A 17,745-nucleotide genomic window follows, 5' to 3' on the forward strand; every position below is an offset into this window, starting at 1 on the left:
CCGCGAGATCGTCGACGCGCTCGTGCGCCACGTCTTCGAGCACGCTGTCGTCCTTGGCGGGCCCGAGCAGATGGCAGCGGCGGCCGAGGCGGCGGTGCCAGGCGTCGTCGCGCTTCACCAGCGCATCGTGCGCCGCCTCGCCCGAGGTCAGCACATCGTCGTAGCCGGTGTGGGGTATGCCCATCTCGTCCATGCGCGCGATCGCGAGATAGGAGCGGCGCGGGGCGTTGGAGAGAACGAGGATGCGCTTGTTACGCCGCTTCAGTTCCGCGAGGCACTCGACCGCGCCGGGCCAGGCGCGGATGCCGTCATGGATCGTGCCCCAAAGATCGAGAATGTATCCGTCATAGCGGTCCGCCAGCGCGGCGAAGCCGGGCAGGATCGGAACGGATTCGACGGGTGCGGCAGCGCGCGAGTGCATGGGGCGAACCGAGGGCGCGCAGCATCGCCGTCCGCGGCCGCGACGCAAGCGGCGGGGACGGGGAGCGCGCTTATCTCGTCAATGGAGCCCGGGCGAACCGGGCGTCAGAAGCCTTCGCGTTCCATCCGCTTGCGCGCCAGCTTGCGTGCCCGGCGGACCGCCTCTGCCTTCTCCCGCGCCTTGCGCTCGGAGGGCTTCTCGTAGCTGCGGCGGAGCTTCATTTCGCGGAACAGGCCTTCGCGCTGCATCTTCTTCTTCAGCGCCTTCAGGGCCTGGTCGACGTTGTTGTCGCGCACCAATACTTGCACGTGGGTTCCATCCTTTCGATAGGGCAAAAAGAATCCGTTTCGGGGCCGGGCCCCGGCAAGTCGGGCCTTCTAGCATGGGCGCTGGCCTTTGTGAAGCGGCTTTCTGCCTCTTTGGCAAGAATAATACGCGACAATTTTGCCGGTTTGACGTGACAAAACAAGCCCCGGCCGCGGCTTGGCCGAATCCGGCGGCTGGCCTAGGTTACGCCCATGGCTATCTTGAAAATCGCCCGCATGGGGCATCCGGTGCTGGCCCGGCCGGCCGAGACGGTCGCCGATCCGACCAGCCCCGAGATCCGGGGCCTGATCGCCGACATGGTCGAAACCATGATCGATGCCCCCGGCCAGGGCCTGGCGGCGCCTCAGGTGCATATCCCGCTGCGGATCGCCGTTTTCCTCACCCCGCCGGACGGGCCGGAGCAGCAGCGCGAACTGGTGACGCTGGTCAATCCGCGCTGGGAGCCGCGCACGGAGGAAACGGATTATGCCTGGGAGGGCTGCCTGTCGGTGCCGGGCCTGCGCGGTCTGGTGCCGCGCTATACCCGCATCTTCTATGAGGGCATTCTGGCGGATGGCCGCAAGCTGAGCCGCGAGGTCGAGGGCTGGCATGCCCGGGTGGTGCAGCATGAACTGGACCATCTTGATGGCATCCTCTATCCGCAGCGCATGACGGACCTGAAGGACCTGATCTTCGACAGCGAATTCAGGCATCGTGCCGCGCAGGACAGCAAAACCGGCCAGCAGGAGCAGATCGAATGAAGGACGATGCCGATCTGATGGAGCAGAAGCGGACGCTGGCCTCGGCCATGCTGATGCATGTCCCGTTCGATGGCTGGTCGGCCAAAGCGCTGAACCAGGCCGCCAGGGATTGCGGCTTCGATGCCGGCACGATCGCCCGCGCCTTTCCCGATGGCGCGGCCGAAGCCCTCGATTTCTGGGTGGCGGAGACCGATGCCGCGATGCTGCGGGAGCTGGAAGCCCGCGATCTGGCGCGGCTGAAGGTGCGCGACCGCATCAAGACGGCGGTGATGACCCGGCTCGAACTGGCGGCGCCGCATCGCGAGGCGGTGCGCCGGGCCCTGAGCCTGGAAGCGCTGCCGCAGCATGCGCCGCGCGCGCTGAAGCAGCTTTACCGTACGGTCGATGCCATCTGGTATGCCGCCGGCGACACTGCCACCGACTTCAATTTCTACACCAAGCGCATGCTGCTGGCCGGCGTCTATGCCGCCACGCTGCTGCAATGGCTGGACGACAAGTCGGAAGGCTTCGCCTCGACGGCGGCCTTCCTCGATCGCCGGCTGGCGGATGTCATGCGTATCCAGCAGTTGCGCGGCAAGGCCGGCCAGCTGCTGGATCGGCTGCCGTTGCCGCTGCGCACGCCGCGGCGGATCTAGCTGGCGAAAAAACCGCTTAGACCGAGAGGCTGAGGCGGCGGCCCGCCTGGGTCGGCGTCTGCGCCGCATTGGCAAGGCCGCTGGCGCTGTAGTTCACCGCCGAGGTCTGCCGCTGCTCGGTCCGCTCCCGGTCCGCGGCACCGAGATCGGGGGCCGGCGCTGGATTTTCGTCGTTGCGGGCCGGCGGCCGGGGCTGCGCGGCATTCTGCGCCGTGTTCGGCTGGGCGACGGCATTGGCGGTCTGCGGCTGCACCGGCGCATTGGCGGGCGGCGTCTGCGATTGCTGCTGCGGGTTCTGCAGGAATTGCTGAATCGAACGGTTGTCCGAACCGGCATCCGTCAGCGGACGCGGCTGGAACTGCTGCAGAGCGCCAGCGCCGGAGGCGCCGATGCTGTCGATGGCCATGACAGTCACTCCGCCGACAGTGGCGCCTTCTGGCGGCGGCCGGCATGCCCGCCGTTCTCGGCAGGCCAGTGATCAGACTGTGATCAGTATAGGCTGGATCGACCCGACCGCCAAGCGGAACAGGGTAAATAAGTCGTTACTTTAAGTTGTGGGTTCAGAGTTGCGGTGCCTGACCCAGCGGGTAGAGCCGGTTCACATGCCCCATCTTGCGGCCCGGCCGCGCCTCGGCCTTGCCGTAGAGATGCAGCTTGGCGTTCGGCTCGGCCAGCAGGGCCGGCCAAGTCTTAACCTCGTCGCCGATCAGGTTCTCCATCACCGCGTCGCAGAGGCGTTCGGCGCTGCCCAGGGGCAGGCCGCAGATGGCGCGGATATGCTGCTCGAACTGCGAGGTCACGGCCGCATCCATGGTCCAATGGCCGGAATTATGCACCCGCGGCGCCATCTCGTTGACCAGCAGCCGATCGCCGCAATCGAACAGCTCGACCGCCAGGACGCCGACGTACTCCAGGCCCTCGGCCAGGCTGGCGGCGATGCGCTCGGCATCGTTGCGAAGCCTGTCGTCCAGCCGCGCCGGCGCATAGGTGCGCCACAGGATATGGTTGCGGTGGATATTCTGCACCGGCCCCCAGGACACGATGCGGCCATCCGCGCCGCGCGCCAGCACCACCGAGAGCTCGCGCCTGAAGCCGATGAAGCCCTCTGCGATCAGTTCATCCGAGCGCAGGGCGGCGAAAGCCGCGGCCGCCGCCTCGGCCTTGGCGATCTTCGCCTGCCCCTTGCCGTCATAACCCATGCGCCGGGTCTTCAGTACCAGCGGCAGGCCCAGTTCGGCGATCGCCTGATCGAGCTCGGCCGCCGAGCCGACTGCCCGGAACGGCGCGGTGGCGATGCCGCGCTGCTGGCAGAAGCGCTTTTCCAGCAGCCGGTCCTGGGTGATGCGCAGCGCCTCGATGCCCGGCCGCACCGGCACGGTGGCGGCCAGTTCTGCGACCGGCGCGACGGGGATATTCTCGAACTCGTAGGTCACGACGGCGCAGGACGCGGCGAAGCGCGCCAATGCCGCCCTGTCGGTGAAGTCGGCGCGGGTGACCTGCGCCGCCACCGCGCCGGCCGGCGGGTCGGCCTCCGGCGCATAGATATGGCAGCGATAGCCGAGCCGCGCCGCCGCCAGGGCCAGCATGCGGCCGAGCTGGCCGCCGCCGAGGATGCCGATCGTCGCGCCCGGCGGAACGGCCTGCATCTACTTGCCGTCCACGGGCTTCAGTTTCACGGCCTTGGTCTGCTTGGCCCGCCAGGCCTGCAGCCGTTTCGACAGGGCCGGATCGCCGAGCGCCAGGATGCTGGCCGCCAGCAGGGCGGCGTTGATCGCGCCGGCCTTGCCCACCGCCAGGGCGCCGACCGGGATGCCGGCCGGCATCTGCTGGATCGACAGCAGCGAGTCCAGCCCCTTCAGCGCCTTGCTTTCCACCGGCACGCCGAGCACCGGCAGATGTGTCATCGCCGCCGTCATGCCGGGCAGGTGGGCGGCGCCGCCGGCGCCGGCGATGATCACCTGGATGCCGCGTTCTGCCGCCGAACGGGCATAATCGTACAGCCGCGCCGGGGTGCGGTGCGCCGAGACGATGCGGTGCTCGGCCGGCACCTTCAGGGCCTTCAGGACATCGGCGGCGTGCGCCATCGTGGCCCAGTCGGATTGACTGCCCATGATGATCCCCACCAGCGGTTTGCGCCTCGCGGCCGCGGTCTTCGCCATGCCGTGCTCCTGTCAGGAAAGGCGCGGATTATAGGGAGCGGCCGCAGGCTGTAAAGCGGCCCGGACAGGGCGGCAGGGCTTTGATTCCAATGGGCTGGTCATAAACCGTCATCCATGCTTTGTTAACGCTCGGCAGGCTTAGTTACCGGATCGGGTGGAAAAGGGCAGGCGGCGCGGCCGGGCCGGGCGCGGCGCTTCAGCATGAGGTATGGCCAGGATCGAAGACCGTCGACCGGTGGGCATCGGCCCAGCCAGTATCCCCGGGACCGCGCCGGCCGGGGCGTCCGGCGGGACTGTGCGCGTTGCTCCGGCGACGGCGCCGCAGGCGGCCGGCGCGCCGGCACCGGTGGCCGAACCCGCCGCCACCGCCACCGTCATGGGCATCCCCGAAACCGAACTGACCCCGCGGGTGCGCGATGCGATCATGCGGCTGATGGGCGAGGTGGACCAGCTGCGCAACGAGCTGAACCGCACGCGGCACCGCCTGGCCGAGCTCGAGCGGCTCGCCGACCGCGATACGCTCACTCCGCTGTATAATCGCCGCGCCTTCGTGCGCGAATTGTCCCGCGCCATGGCCTATGTCGAACGCTACGGCCGGCCCTCGGCGCTGATCTATTTCGATCTCAATGGCCTGAAGGTGATCAACGACCAGCATGGCCACGCCGCCGGCGATGCGGCGCTGATCCAGGTCGGCCAGATCCTGCTCGACAATACCCGAGAGGTCGACGTCGTCGCCAGGCTCGGCGGCGACGAATACGGCGTGATCCTGAGCGAGACCGATGCCCAGCAGGCGCGCGAGAAGGCCGACCATCTGGCCGAGGCGATCCGCCGCCGGCCGCTGCACTGGGAAGGCAAGGTGCTGCCGCTCGATGCCGCCTATGGCGTCTATCCGCTCAAGCCCGGCGAGGATCCCGGCTCGGCTTTGGCCAATGCCGACCAGATGATGTACAGCCACAAGCTGGCCCGCCGCGCCGCCAGAGGCTGAGGCCGGCGCAATCCAGCGCCGATGCGCAATCCCATTGGCGTCCCACCGGAGGCCAATTCGGTCCGATCGGATGCCAATCGAGCTCCATTCGATCCTCCCATTGAGTCCAATTAAAGCCAATCGAGTCCCGTTCGCTTCCCGCCTAAGCGGTTGGCCTTCCGCGGCAAGGCCTTGATTCTCTGTCACTCTCTCTCGTCATTCCGGCCAAGCGGCGCGCTTTTCGCCGCGCCGCGCGAGCCGAAATCCCATTTCTGTTCACCATTTCTGTTCAATGGGACCCCCGGGTCTCGCCGGCGAACAGCCGTTCTCGCCCGGGATGACGGCCGGGGGAGGCGCCGGATTGCCTGTTCCGATCCACGAGGTCCAACAACAGCAGCCGTCGTCCCGCCGCAGGCGGGGACCCAGGAGCATAGATTCAGGCCCTTCACCCCCTCGGCTCCCGTCAATAAAGGGGCTCCTTAGGCGGGTGCGACTATTGAGGATATAACAAGAACAATATCGCTTGTAGTCAAGGTTATGTTGTCCTATGTTCTTATTTATGAGAACGTAGGACGTCATGACCGCCTGTTGCCGAATGAGCGCCAATGAAGAGACGCGATGGTCTGGCTCGATCCCGGCTGGAGGTGGGCCGAGCGGCTGGCTGGGCGGCTGGCTGGGCAGCGGAGATGACGCGGCCTCGCGTGCGCGCGGCGCCCGTCCTGGCCGCGCGCGTTTGCGGAAGGAGAATGCGACGGCAATCGCAGCCGCCACGCCGATGCGGCGCAAGGCATTTGCGCTCGATCAATGGGCGCTTCGCCGTCGCGGGCTAGAGTCCTGACCATGCTGGAGCCCAATCCCGCCGATATCGCCGCGCTGTTCGATCCGCCGCCCGACGCGGTATTGGAGACACACATATCCCGCATCTATCTCTGCGGCGACCGCGCCTGGAAGCTGAAGAAGGCGGTGACCCTGCCCTATGTCGATTTCGCCAGCTTGCAGCAGCGGCGCGCGGCTTGCGAACGGGAAGTCGCGCTCAACCGCCGCACGGCGCCCGAGCTGTATATCGGCGTCCGCGCCGTCTATCGCGGCGCCGATGGCCGGCTGGGCTTTGCCGAACACGGCCTGCCGCTGGAATGGCTGGTCGAGATGCAGCGCTTCGATCCGAGCCAGACGCTGGATCGCCTGGCTGCCCAGGACGGGCTGACGCCGGAAATGGTCGATATCCTGGTGGAGACGATTGCCGACTTCCATGCCAAGGCGGATAGATCGCCGCAGGACGGCCTATCGGCGCTGGCCAAGCCGTTTGCCATGAACGATGCGGCGTTCGCCGGCCTCGAGAAGGACGCCTTGCCGGCAACCGAGCTGGCCGCGCTGCGCGCCAGCCTGGCGGCCGAACAGCGCAAGCAGCGCCAGCTTCTGATCCGACGCGGCGCGGCGGGCCGCATCCGCCGCCTGCACGGCGACCTGCATCTGCGCAATATCGTCCTGATCGATGGCCGGCCGGTGCTGTTCGATTGCCTGGAATTCGACGAGGCGCTGGGCACCGGCGATACATTCTACGATTTCGCCTTTCTGCTGATGGACCTGCTCGCCGGCAATGCCCGGCATGGCGGGCGGCGCGATCTGGCCAATCGCGCATTGAATCATTATCTCGAACTGAGCGACGATTACGAAGGCGCCGTGCTGCTGCCGCTTTACGTCGCGCTGCGTGCCGCCATCCGCTGTCATGTCGCCGCGCTGAATCGCGATACCTGGTCCGAGGCACGGCGCTATCTGGCCCTGGCCCGCAGGGTGCTGCAACCGGTCAATCCGCAACTCATCGTCATCGGCGGCCTGTCCGGAACCGGCAAGTCGACCATCGCCCGGCGCGTCGCGCCGGCGCTCGGCATGCCATGCGGCGCCGTCATCCTGCGCAGCGATGTCATCCGCAAGCGGCAATTCGGCATTCCGGTCCTGCAGCGGCTGCCGAAGGAAGCCTACACGGCGGAGAGCGGCCGCCGCACCTATCAAGCCATGCTCGAGCGCGCGGGCGATCTGCTGCGCGGGGGCGCCACCGTCATCCTCGATGCCGTCTTCGGCCTGGAGGAGGAACGCCATGCCGCCGAAGCATTGGCGCAGGATTGCGGGGCGGGATTCTCCGGGCTCTGGCTCGAGGCGCCGCTCCATATCCTGACCAGCCGCGTCTCCGCCCGTGCCCGGGACGCCTCGGATGCCACTGCGGATGTCGTTCACTGGCAGAGCCAGACCCTGACGCCGCCGCAGGACTGGATCGGCATCGATGTCAGCGGCCCGCCGGATCCGATTGTCGCCGCGGTGGTGGCGCTGCTGACGCATCGCTGAAGCTGGCGTAAGATCGCCGCAGCAGCCGGAGCCGTCCGGCGATGCGAGGTGAAGCCGAATGCAGTTGGAAATTCCGGACAGTCTGATCGGACGCATGATCGTCAGCCTTTTGATCGGCGTGTCGCTGCCGGTCGTGCTGATCGGCATCCTTCTGATCCGCAGCGATGGCAATGAGCCGAATGGCATGTGCGAGCGCGTGCTCGGGCAGGGCGGCACCCTGCCGATCGACATGAGCCGCGGCGGCGACGTCTATTACAGCTGCGGACTGAATTGGGATTACGTCGCATTCAATATCGGTCTGCCTGCGCTCGGCTTCGCCATCCTGGCCTATCTCGTCCTGCGGCTGTGGCAGCGGAGCCGATAGCGCGACCGGTCTGCGGCCGGTCCGATGCGAAGAACCCCTGCCACTGTTTGAACACAGCATTGATTTCGCTGTTGGAGTAAAGAGGACTGCCCCGTCCTTGTCCCTATATCGCCGAGAGCAGGGTAGACAGTGAAAATTGAAGATCAGAGCCCGGGGCCGGTGCGGCGGATGACGCTGCGTCGGCTGCCCCTAGCACGCTATTATCGACTGCTTGGTCGTTTCCATACCTGGCGATGGCTGATGGCGCAGCCGCGGCGCTTCAGCGAGCGAGTCGCGGTTGTATTCGGCGCCAATTCGCAACCGTTGCCAGAAGCCTTCAGCCAACCGAGCCTGTTCGACGGCTTCCCGGCGGAAACGGCGGCGGAAAAACTGCGCCAGCAAGGCTTCTGCAGCGGCCTGCAATTGCCGCTGCCGCTGGTTCGGCAGATTTTCGATCACGCATCGATAACGCCTTGCGTCCGCCATTCGGAGGATCGCGAGCGTTTCCGCATCGGCGAGGTGCAGGATGGTTTCACTCCGTCCGGCGCGCCGGTCGGCACCGCCGACGTGGTTTTCCCCGGCTGCGATGCCGTCGATAGGGTGTCCTGCGATGCGACGCTGGTCGAGATCGCGCGGCTTTATCTGGGATACCGTCCGCAGCGGGTGGCGCGGCGATTATTCTGGAGTCCGGTGTCCAGCCTGCCGGACCAGGTGCGGCGGGAATGCGGCCAGACCATCGACTACCATTACGATATCGAGCCGCATAACTCCCTCTATGTCTTCTTCTACATCACCGGCGCGGACCACAATTCCGGCTCGCATGTCACCGTGGCGCGCTCGCACAAACCCAAGCCGCTGCCGATCATCTGGTCTTCGGCATTCCAGCCGGCAGCGCGCGTACTCGAGCGCTACGGTGCCGACAGTCCGGTGGTGATCGAAGGCGGGCCGGGCTACGGCTTCCTGGAAGATCCCGCCTGCTTCCACAAGGCGCTGCCGCCCACCGGCCACGACCGCCTCGTGCTGCAACTGAGATATTCCTGAGACGGCGCGTTGCCTCGGAGAAGAAAAAACCGCCCGGCCATCGCTGACCGGGCGGTTGTTCCGTTCGCAACGGGAGGACGTCTATTCCGCCGCCGCCCTCGCCGCCGGGGCGGCGTTGGTGCCCGGCTTCCAGCGCAGGATCGGCGCGCGGGCGGCGCGGGTTTCGTCCAGCCGTCGCCGCGGCGTCAGATACGGCGCGCCGCGGAACCACGGCGCCTGATCGCCCTGCAGCGCCTTCTCGGCCAGGCCGCGCAGCGTGCCGATGAAGGTGTCCAGGCTGTCCTTGCTCTCGCTTTCCGTCGGCTCGATCAGCATGGCGCCGTGCACCACCAGCGGGAAATACACCGTCATCGGGTGATAGCCCTCGTCGATCATCGCCTTGGCGAAGTCGAGCGTGGTTACGCCGGTCTCCTTGAGGAAGCGGTCGTCGAACAGGGCCTCGTGCATGCAGGGGCCGGGAAAGCTCGGCGTCATGATGTCCTTGAGGCTGGCCATGACGTAATTGGCCGAGAGCACGCTGTCCTCCGCCACCCGCCTCAGGCCGTCGGCGCCGTGGCTCATCATGTAGGCCAGCGCACGGATGAACATGCCCATCTGGCCGTGGAAGCTTTTCATCCGGCCGAACGACCTGGCGCCGTCATGCTCGACCAGCGCAAAGCCGTCCTTGCCATGCACTACATACGGCACCGGCATGAAATCCTTCAGCGCCTCCGACAGCACCACCGGCCCGGCGCCGGGGCCGCCGCCGCCATGCGGGGTCGAGAAGGTCTTGTGCAGGTTGATATGCATGGCGTCGATGCCGAGATCGCCCGGCCGCACCTTGCCGACGATGGCGTTGAAATTGGCGCCGTCGCAGTAGAAGAAGCCGCCGACGCCGTGGATCAGGTCGGCGACCTGGCGGATTTCGCGCTCGAACAGGCCGCAGGTATTCGGATTGGTCAGCATGATCGCCGCCACGTCGGGCCCGAGCTTGACCCGCAGGGCTTCGAGATCGACGCGGCCCTCGGCGGTGGCCGGGATCGGATCGACCACGTAGCCGCACATCGCCGCCGTGGCCGGATTGGTGCCGTGGGCGGATTCGGGCGCGAGGATGCGCTTGCGCACATCGCCGCGCGCCTTCAGGGCGGCGCGGATCGCCATCAGGCCGCACAGCTCGCCATGCGCGCCGGCGGCGGGCGACATCGCCACCGCCGGCATGCCGGTCAGCTTCTTCAGCCAGCCGGCAAGCGTGTCGATCAACTTAAGCGCGCCCTGCACGGTCGAGACGGGCTGCAGCGGGTGCAGATCGCCCAGGCCCGGCAGCCGCGCCATCTTCTCGTTGAGCCGTGGATTGTGCTTCATCGTGCAGGAGCCGAGCGGATACAGCCCGGCATCGATCGAATAGTTGCGCTGGCTCAGCCGCACGAAATGGCGGATCACCTGCGGCTCGCTCAAACCGGGCAGGCCGATCCTGCCGGTGCGCCGCAGGCCGCCGAGGCGATCCTTGACCTTGGGCGCGTCGGGCAGATCGACGCCGGTGCGGCCTTCCTCGCCGATCTCGAAGATCAGCGCCTCTTCCTGCAGCAGGCCGCGATTGCCGGTGATAGTGCCGGCCGCGGCGCTGTCGGCGGCCTGGCTCGGTGTGCTCGGGCGGCCCTGACGGTTCAGCATCACAGCACCTCCTTCAGCGCGCCAACCAGGGCATCCATGTCGCTTTCGGCATTGGTCTCGGTGGCGGTCACCAGCAGCACGTTCGCCAGCGCCGTTTCGGCCGGATAGAGCCGCGCCGCCGGCACGCCGCCGAGGATTTTCCTTGCCGCGAGCTGCTCGACGACATCGGCCGCCGGCTTGGGCAGCCTGAGGGCGAATTCGTTGTAGAAGGCCTGCGGGATGATCTCGACGCCCTTCACGCCGGCCAGCTTCTCGGCGAGCTGTACCGCCTTGGCGTGGTTGATCTCGGCCAGCCGCACCAGGCCGACCTCGCCGAGCAGGCTGAGATGGATGGTGAAGGCGAGCGCGCAGAGGCCCGAATTGGTGCAGATATTCGAGGTCGCCTTCTCGCGGCGGATATGCTGCTCGCGGGCAGACAGGGTCAGCACGAAACCGCGCCGGCCGTCCTGATCGACCGTCTCGCCGCAAAGCCGGCCCGGCATCTGCCGGACATATTTCTCCCGCGTGGCGAACAGGCCGACATAAGGCCCGCCGAAGCTGAGCGGCACGCCGAGGCCCTGGCCCTCGGCGACGACGATATCGGCGCCCATCGCGCCCGGCGGCGTGACGAGGCCGAGCGAGGTGACCTCGGCGATTGCGACGATCAGCAGCGCGCCTTTCGCCTGGCAGGCCTTGGCCAACGCCGACAGATCGCGCAGATGACCGAACACGCTCGGATTCTGCACCACGACGCAAGCCGTCTGGTCGTCGATCAGGCCGCTCAGGTCTTCCGTGCCATCGAGGTCGGCCGGCGCGGCGACGAGCGGCTGATCGGTCTGATCGAGCAGGGTGGCGATCACGTCGCGATAATGCGGATGCAGGCCGCCGGACAGCACGGCCTTGCTGCGCTTGGTGACGCGCTGCGCCATCAGCACCGCCTCGGCCGCGGCGGTGGCGCCGTCATACATGGAGGCGTTCGCCACTTCCATGCCGGTGATCATCGCCACTTGGGTCTGGAATTCGAACAGGTATTGCAGCGTGCCCTGGCTGATCTCCGGTTGATAGGGCGTGTAGGAGGTGAGGAATTCCGAACGCTGGATCAGGTGATCGGCCGCGGCCGGGATGTGATGGCGATAGGCGCCGGCGCCGAGGAAGAAGGGCACGTCCATCGGCGAGATGTTCTTCTTCGCCAGCGCGGCGAATTGGCGTTCGACCTCCAGTTCGCCCTGATGCGGCGGCAGATCGATCTGCGGATTGAGCGCGCCGGCCGGCACATCGCGGAACAGCGCGTCGATATCGGGCTCGCCGATCGCCGCCAGCATCTGGCGGCGGTCGGCTTCGGTCAGGCCAAGATAGCGCATGCGCCGCTCCTTACAGGGTCTTCAGGTAGGCGTCGTAGGCGGCCTGGTCCATCAGGGCATCGAGCGCGTCGGGGTCGCTGATCTTCATTTTGACGAACCAGCCCTCGGCCATCGGCGACTGATTGACCAGGGACGGATCGTCGATGATCGCTTGGTTCTTCTCCGTCACCTCGCCGCCGACCGGAGCGTAGACTTCCGAGGCGGCCTTGACCGATTCGACAACGGCGACCTCGTCGCCGGCATCGACCTTCTTGCCGGGTTCGGGCAGGTCGACGAAGACGATGTCGCCGAGCTGGCTCTGGGCGTATTCGGAAATGCCGACGGTCGCCACGGCGCCGTCGAGACGGATCCATTCATGGTCCTTGGTGTAGCGGATGGTCATGGAAGGTGTCTCCTCAGGCTTTCGCGTAGCGTTTGGTGATGAAGGGCAGGGTGGAAACCTTGGCCGGCAGGGCCTTGCCGCGCACGACGAGGCCGAGCGGCGTCTCGGGCTTGGCGTAAGCCGTCGCCACATAGCCCATGGCGATCGGCGCATCGACGCTGGGGCCGAAGCCGCCCGAGGTGATGACGCCGATTCTTTCGTTCCGGTCGCTCAGGATCTCGGTGCCCTCGCGCGCCGGCGCGCGGCCATCGGGGCGGATGCCGACGCGCTTGCGCGCCACGCCCTCGGCCAGCTGCTTCTGCACGATGGCGGCGCCCGGATAGCCGCCTTCCTCGCGGCGCCGCTTGGAGATCGTCCAGGCAAGGCCGGCTTCGATCGGCGTGGTCGTGGTGTCGATGTCGTGGCCGTAGAGGCAGAGGCCGGCTTCCAGGCGCAGGCTGTCGCGTGCGCCAAGGCCGATCGGCTTGACCTCCGGCTGCGCCAGCAGCCAGCGCGCCAGCTCTTCGGCCTGGCTGTCGGGCACCGAAATCTCGAAACCGTCCTCGCCGGTATAGCCGGAGCGGGTGACAAAGCCTTCGAACTTGCCCAGGGCCAACGTCGCGCCCATGCCGAAGCTCATCGCCGGCAGGGCGGAATTGAGCCGGGCGAGGACGGCGACCGCCTGCGGGCCCTGCAGGGCCAGCAGCGCGCGGTCTTGCAGATGCTCGACCTCGCAGCCTTTCAGGTTGCTGCGCATATGCGCGATGTCCTGCTCCTTGCAGGCGGCATTGACGATGACGAACAGGTCGCGGTCGCGCTTGTTCACCATCAGATCGTCGAGGATGCCGGCGGCATCGTTGGTGAAAACCGTATAGCGCATCCTGCCGACATCGAGCGCGATGAGATCGCCGGGCACCAGCGCCTCCAGCGCCTTGGCCGGATCGGCGCCGGCGATGCGCACCTGGCCCATATGCGAGACGTCGAACAGCCCGGCGGCGGCGCGGGTATGCTTGTGCTCGGTCAGGATGCCGGTCGGATACTGCACCGGCATCTCGTAGCCGGCGAAGGGCACCATGCGCGCGCCCAGTTCCCTATGCAGCGCATGCAGCGGCGTGGTCTTGAGGTTTTCGGCTGTATCGCCCAAGCAGCGGTCCCTTCATCGACAGAGTCAGAGTCGTCCAGGCGATGCTTTCGCCCGACGCCCCCTCTGTCCCGGGACCTGAGAGATTCGGGAAGGCTGGCCTCCCTTACTCCTTCGGTGTGACCGGGTTTGGACTCCCGATCCGCTTTCCAGAGTGTCGCCAGTCCCGAGCGGTCCTTTGGCCTGAGAGTTTCCGGGGCGGTTGCTCCTTCGGCGCGCCGGCCCCCGCATGCAGAACGGGTTTGGCGCCTCTCCCGCCGGGCTGAGTGCGACGCCGCGAGAATAGGCTGCGCCATGGTGAAGTCAATGCGATTCTCCCTGACGCAGCGGAATCGCGAAAAAGCTGCGATTGACAACCGCTTATCGGGCTTTAGGGTTATCCGCAGAACAGCAGGGTCCGGCGCCGTCTCGGCGACTCGCACGGCCCCGATCGGAGGAAGGCGCCATGAATCCGTTCTTCGTCGAACAGATGGCGATGTATTCGGCCTATCATCGCGACAGGCGCAACCGCGCCACGCATTTCATCGGCATTCCGGCCATCATCCTGGCGATATTCATTCCGCTGCACTGGCTGCCGCTGTTCACCGTCGGTGACAATACGGTGACACTGGCCGTGGCGCTGTGGCTGGCGACCGGCGCCTTTTATCTCTGGCTCGACCGGACCGTCGGCGGGCTGATGGTGCTGGTCGCTTTCGCCCTGATGCTGATCGCCAAGCAGATCGCCGCCCAAGGCGGCATGATCGGCTGGGGCGCCTTCGCCGTCCTGTTCGTCGGCGGTTGGATATTCCAGCTGGTCGGCCATGTCTTCGAAGGCCGCCGGCCGGCCTTGGCCGACAATCTGCTGCAGGCCCTGATCGGCCCGTGCTTTTTGGTCGCCGAAACGGTGTTCGCGCTCGGCCTGAAGCCCGAGCTGCATCAGGCGGTGGAGGCGCGCTGGAAGCAGTATTCCGTCGGCGCGATGCGCGAGCGGGCGGCGTAGCGATCAATATCCGATGATAAAAGAAGGCAGCATCTCCGATGACGCAGCGCTGGAAGAAACGGCCGGAAGGTTCGAATTGGGGCGAATTCGGGCCGGATGACAATCTCGGCCGCGTCAATTGGATCGATGCCGGGAAGGTCAGGCAGGGCATCGCCGAGGTGCGCGAGGGCAGAACCTTCTGCCTGTCGCTGCCGCTCGAATATCCCGGCGGCAACCTGCTCAACCCGCGCCGCTTCCCGCCGCAGCTCTTTGCCGTGGTGCGCGAAGGCCGGCCGAACATGGCGCTGCCGCTCGGACTGTTCGATCCGCGCGTGACCGACGTTTCCAGCGACGATGCGGCCTTGCTCTATCTGCAGTATTCGACGCAGTGGGACAGCTTCGCGCATATCGGCTCGATGTTCGACGCCGATGGCGACGGCAGGCCCGAGCGCGTCTTCTACAATGGCTGGCGCGGCGGCAGCGACATTCCCGATGTGGCCGATCGCGGCGTTGGCGAACCGAGGCTGGAGCGTTTTCCCAGCCAAGGCACGGAGGCGCTGGGCATCCATAATTTCGCCCGGCACGGCATGCAGGGCCGCGGCGTTCTGGTCAATCTGAAGGACGAGGTGGGCGAGGCGCGCGACTGGGTCGGCTACGACCGCCTGATGCGCGTCATGCAGGCGCAGAAGGTCGAGGTCGAGAAGGGCGACATGCTCTGCTTCTATACCGGCTTCGGCGACGTGGTGCTGAGCATGCAGAAGAAGCCGGACCTGCATCGCCTGGAGAATTCCTGCGCGGTGCTGGATGGCCGCGATGCCAAGCTGCTGCGCTGGATCAGCGACAGCGGCGTGAGCTGCCTGATCGCCGACAATTACGCGGTCGAAGGCCTGCCCGCCAAACCCGCCGACGGCAGCCATGCGATGCTGCCCCTGCATGAGCATTGCCTGTTCAAGCTCGGCGTGCCGCTGGGCGAGCTTTGGTATCTGTCGGAGCTGGCAGCGTACTTGAAGCAGCAGGGCCGTAGCCGCTTCCTGCTGACGGCGCCGCCCCTGCGCTTGACCGGCGCCGTCGGTTCGCCGGCCTCGCCGATTGCAACCGTTTGATTGAAGAGAATGCCGCGGCCGCACCTTGGCGCTGCAGCCGCTCCGCATCACGCGCCAAGTGCAGTGCACCTACAGCCAAGAGTAGCTGTGTTGCCACCTTAAATCGCAGTGTTATCGATTTTTTCGTTGCTTTTCATGTGTTTGGCTGTGCCTGATATACAATCATAAAATGAAATTCCTGCCGCGGCGACGCGGAAGGCGGCCAGCATGGGGGGCATCGACATGGCGATTTTATCTTTCCGTTCCAGCGTGACGGCGATCTTTGCGGCTGCGGCCTTGCTGCTGGCCGGCGGCGCGATGGCGCAGGACAAGCATGCGCCGAAAGCACAGGCCTGGGCGGAAAAGACCTTGCAGGCATGGATGAAGGATCCCATGGTGGTCGAGGCGATCAAGGCGCAGAACGCCAAGCATGCCAATCTGACCCAGGACAAGATCGACGCGCTCGACAAGCAATGGCGGGCGGAAACCAAGGCGGCCAGCAAGCCGCTGATCAACGAAGTAACGGGCAATGCGCTCTCCGCCTACCTGAAGAAGAAAGAGGCGGAGGCGAAGGGCCTGGTGACGGAAATTTTCGTCATGGACAACAAAGGCCTGAATGTCGGCCAGAGCGACATCACCTCCGATTATTGGCAGGGCGATGAAGCGAAATGGCAGAAGACCTTTCCGGTCGGCCCGAAGGCCATCTTCGTCGACAAGGTCGAGCAGGACGAATCGACGCAGAAGTTCCAGACGCAGGTCAGCATGTCGGTCGTCGATCCCGCCAATGGTGCGGTGATCGGTGCCGTGACGGTCGGTCTCGATGTCGAAATCTTGATGGATATGTGAGCGCGCAGACGCGCCGCGCAACCAGGAAGGAGAGATGGACCATGCAGAACGTATCGTCGATCTCGACGCAGGGCGGCACAGATTCGCGCAGCGGCGCGGCACGGCGCGGCCTTCGGCTGTCGCTGTCGCAGAAACTGGGGCTTCTGATCGCGGTGATTCTGTGCATCGGCATCGGGACGATGCTGCTGGTGCAATTGAAGCTGCGCCGCGAAGCCGCGCTGGAGGAGTTCCGCAGCAGCAATATCCAGGTCATCAGCCTGGTCGCGCAGCAGATTTCCGGCGCCCTGCGCTGGAACAAGCCGGAGACCATTACGCCGACGCTTGAAAGCGTTGCCGCCTTCGACGGCAGCGCGCTGGCCAATGCGGTGGTGTTCAATGCCGAGCGCAAGCCCGTGGTCAGCTTCGGATCGAAGCGTTTTGCCCATCATGAGGAACTGCCGCAGGCACTCACCGCCGAGCGCGAACAGGCGCTGAAGGCCGGCGAAGTGCAGGACTTTTCCGACGGCGAGGATCACTACATCATCCTGGCGCCGGTTCTGGCCGGCAAGGACAAGGAATATGTCGGTACGCTCGCGGTGGCGCTCAGTCTCGAGGTCCTGAATGCCACGGTCGCCGAGTCGATGCGGCATGGGCTGCTGCTCAGCGGCGGGTTGCTGGCGGCCCTGCTGATCGCGCTGGTGGCCGGAACGCAGATCCTAGTCAGCCGTCCGCTCCGCCGCCTGACGGCTGCGATCAGCGATTTGATGGCCGGCCGCCTGGATATCGCCGTTCCCAGCCTGGCGCGACGCGACGAGGTAGGCGACATTGCCCGCAGCCTCGATGTTTTCAAAGGACAGATCGCGCAGAACCAGGACCTGCAGCGCGAACGCGGCGAGGCGCAGGCACAGCAGCAGGCCGAACGCGAACGCGCCGAGGCCGAGCGGCAGCGGCAGGAGCAGGAACTCGACCGCTCGGTGGCGAAAATACTCGAAGCCGCGATCGGCGGCGATCTCGGCAACCGCATCGATACCGCGCAGCTCGAAGGCGCCGCGCAGAGGATCGGCGGCGGCATCAACCGCTTGCTGGACATCACCGACCGCTCGCTGCAGCAGATCAGCCGCATGCTGGCCGCTATGGCCGATGGCGATCTGTCGCAGCGGATCAAAGGCGATTTCGCCGGTATCTTCGCGCAGATCCAGGCCAACGCCAATGGCACGGCCGAGAAGCTGACCAGTATCGCTGGCCGGCTGATCCAGGCCAGCCGCACCGTGCGCGATGCCTCTGCCGAAATCTCGACCGGCAGCCAGGATCTGGCGAGCCGCACCGAGAGCCAGGCGGCGAGCATCGAGGAAACCGCCGCCTCGATGCACGAGATCACGGCAACGGTGAAGCAGAATGCCGATAACGCCCAGGCCGCC

18 protein-coding genes, 1 pseudogene and 1 riboswitch are annotated in these 17,745 nt (G+C 66.3%); of the genes and pseudogenes, 10 read left to right on the forward strand and 9 right to left on the reverse strand.

Annotated elements, in window-relative coordinates:
- Together VF194_RS19265 and rpsU are read right to left on the reverse strand one after the other, a co-directional pair.
- Positions 1–421 (reverse strand): annotated as a pseudogene (locus VF194_RS19265) (TIGR01459 family HAD-type hydrolase); the annotation flags it as partial.
- A 104-nt stretch (positions 422–525) separates the two neighbouring features.
- On the reverse strand, positions 526–729 hold the full coding sequence (gene rpsU, locus VF194_RS19270; protein ID WP_330892830.1) for a 30S ribosomal protein S21: 204 nt from the start codon (positions 727–729) through the stop codon (positions 526–528).
- 210 nt (positions 730–939) lie between these two features.
- Between rpsU and def the strand changes: the two genes are divergently transcribed.
- Together def and VF194_RS19280 are read left to right on the forward strand one after the other, a co-directional pair.
- Positions 940–1,488, forward strand: a complete 549-nt coding sequence (def, locus tag VF194_RS19275; protein WP_330892831.1) for a peptide deformylase — start codon at positions 940–942, stop codon at positions 1,486–1,488.
- Positions 1,485–2,123, forward strand: coding sequence for a COQ9 family protein (locus VF194_RS19280; protein WP_330892832.1), 639 nt, complete (start codon positions 1,485–1,487; stop codon positions 2,121–2,123). Before def ends, VF194_RS19280 begins: the two co-directional genes overlap by 4 nt.
- A gap of 16 nt (positions 2,124–2,139) precedes the next feature.
- On the opposite strand, the gene VF194_RS19285 is transcribed toward VF194_RS19280, so the two are convergent.
- The 3 genes from VF194_RS19285 to purE form a co-directional block, all read right to left on the reverse strand.
- A complete protein-coding gene (locus tag VF194_RS19285) occupies positions 2,140–2,529 on the reverse strand; it encodes a hypothetical protein (protein WP_330892833.1) in 390 nt (129 codons plus the stop codon).
- Between the two features lie 154 nt (positions 2,530–2,683).
- Complete coding sequence (locus VF194_RS19290; protein ID WP_330892834.1) at positions 2,684–3,769, reverse strand: 5-(carboxyamino)imidazole ribonucleotide synthase; 1,086 nt, start codon at positions 3,767–3,769, stop codon at positions 2,684–2,686.
- Positions 3,770–4,282, reverse strand: coding sequence for a 5-(carboxyamino)imidazole ribonucleotide mutase (purE, locus tag VF194_RS19295; RefSeq protein WP_330892835.1), 513 nt, complete (start codon positions 4,280–4,282; stop codon positions 3,770–3,772). It abuts the gene before it with no gap.
- Positions 4,283–4,577: 295 nt separating this feature from the next.
- Here purE and VF194_RS19300 point away from each other — a divergent pair, with 295 nt between their 5' ends.
- The 4 genes from VF194_RS19300 (at position 4,578) to VF194_RS19315 (ending at position 8,970) form a co-directional block, all read left to right on the forward strand.
- Positions 4,578–5,267 (forward strand): GGDEF domain-containing protein, encoded by a 690-nt coding sequence (locus tag VF194_RS19300; protein WP_330892836.1) that lies wholly within the window; start codon positions 4,578–4,580, stop codon positions 5,265–5,267.
- Between the two features lie 819 nt (positions 5,268–6,086).
- Positions 6,087–7,586 carry an AAA family ATPase gene (locus tag VF194_RS19305; protein ID WP_330892837.1) on the forward strand — a complete coding sequence of 500 codons (1,500 nt, stop codon included), beginning with the start codon at positions 6,087–6,089 and terminating at the stop codon, positions 7,584–7,586.
- A gap of 58 nt (positions 7,587–7,644) precedes the next feature.
- Entirely contained in the window at positions 7,645–7,950 is a 306-nt protein-coding gene (locus tag VF194_RS19310; protein WP_330892838.1) for a hypothetical protein, read from the forward strand.
- Between the two features lie 240 nt (positions 7,951–8,190).
- Positions 8,191–8,970, forward strand: a complete 780-nt coding sequence (locus tag VF194_RS19315) for a hypothetical protein (protein WP_330892839.1) — start codon at positions 8,191–8,193, stop codon at positions 8,968–8,970.
- Between the two features lie 81 nt (positions 8,971–9,051).
- Here VF194_RS19315 and gcvPB read toward each other — a convergent pair whose 3' ends face one another.
- Genes gcvPB through gcvT form a run of 4 tightly spaced genes read right to left on the reverse strand, consistent with a single transcriptional unit; the run spans position 9,052 to position 13,465 of the window.
- The gene (gcvPB, locus tag VF194_RS19320; protein ID WP_414656128.1) at positions 9,052–10,623 is read right to left on the reverse strand and encodes an aminomethyl-transferring glycine dehydrogenase subunit GcvPB; all 1,572 of its coding nucleotides are present in this window, start codon (positions 10,621–10,623) and stop codon (positions 9,052–9,054) included.
- Positions 10,620–11,960: an aminomethyl-transferring glycine dehydrogenase subunit GcvPA gene (gcvPA, locus tag VF194_RS19325; protein ID WP_330892841.1), complete on the reverse strand. Its 1,341-nt coding sequence runs from the start codon at positions 11,958–11,960 to the stop codon at positions 10,620–10,622. Before gcvPA ends, gcvPB begins: the two co-directional genes overlap by 4 nt.
- Positions 11,961–11,970: 10 nt before the next feature.
- Positions 11,971–12,342, reverse strand: a complete 372-nt coding sequence (gene gcvH, locus VF194_RS19330; protein ID WP_330892842.1) for a glycine cleavage system protein GcvH — start codon at positions 12,340–12,342, stop codon at positions 11,971–11,973.
- 13 nt (positions 12,343–12,355) lie between these two features.
- On the reverse strand, positions 12,356–13,465 hold the full coding sequence (gene gcvT / locus VF194_RS19335) for a glycine cleavage system aminomethyltransferase GcvT (RefSeq protein WP_330892843.1): 1,110 nt from the start codon (positions 13,463–13,465) through the stop codon (positions 12,356–12,358).
- A 158-nt stretch (positions 13,466–13,623) separates the two neighbouring features.
- Positions 13,624–13,729, reverse strand: a riboswitch (glycine riboswitch).
- Between the two features lie 178 nt (positions 13,730–13,907).
- Here gcvT and VF194_RS19340 point away from each other — a divergent pair.
- The 4 genes from VF194_RS19340 to VF194_RS19355 form a co-directional block, all read left to right on the forward strand.
- Positions 13,908–14,441 (forward strand): DUF962 domain-containing protein, encoded by a 534-nt coding sequence (locus VF194_RS19340; RefSeq protein ID WP_330892844.1) that lies wholly within the window; start codon positions 13,908–13,910, stop codon positions 14,439–14,441.
- A gap of 38 nt (positions 14,442–14,479) precedes the next feature.
- Complete coding sequence (locus VF194_RS19345; RefSeq protein WP_330892845.1) at positions 14,480–15,523, forward strand: cyclase family protein; 1,044 nt, start codon at positions 14,480–14,482, stop codon at positions 15,521–15,523.
- A gap of 207 nt (positions 15,524–15,730) precedes the next feature.
- Positions 15,731–16,348 (forward strand): hypothetical protein, encoded by a 618-nt coding sequence (locus VF194_RS19350; RefSeq protein WP_330892846.1) that lies wholly within the window; start codon positions 15,731–15,733, stop codon positions 16,346–16,348.
- A 41-nt stretch (positions 16,349–16,389) separates the two neighbouring features.
- On the forward strand, positions 16,390–17,745 hold a 1,356-nt coding region (locus VF194_RS19355), incomplete at its 3' end, for a HAMP domain-containing protein (RefSeq protein ID WP_330892847.1).

The sequence above is a fragment of the Ferrovibrio sp. genome (genome assembly GCF_036381655.1).
In the GTDB taxonomy this organism is placed as follows: domain Bacteria; phylum Pseudomonadota; class Alphaproteobacteria; order Ferrovibrionales; family Ferrovibrionaceae; genus Ferrovibrio.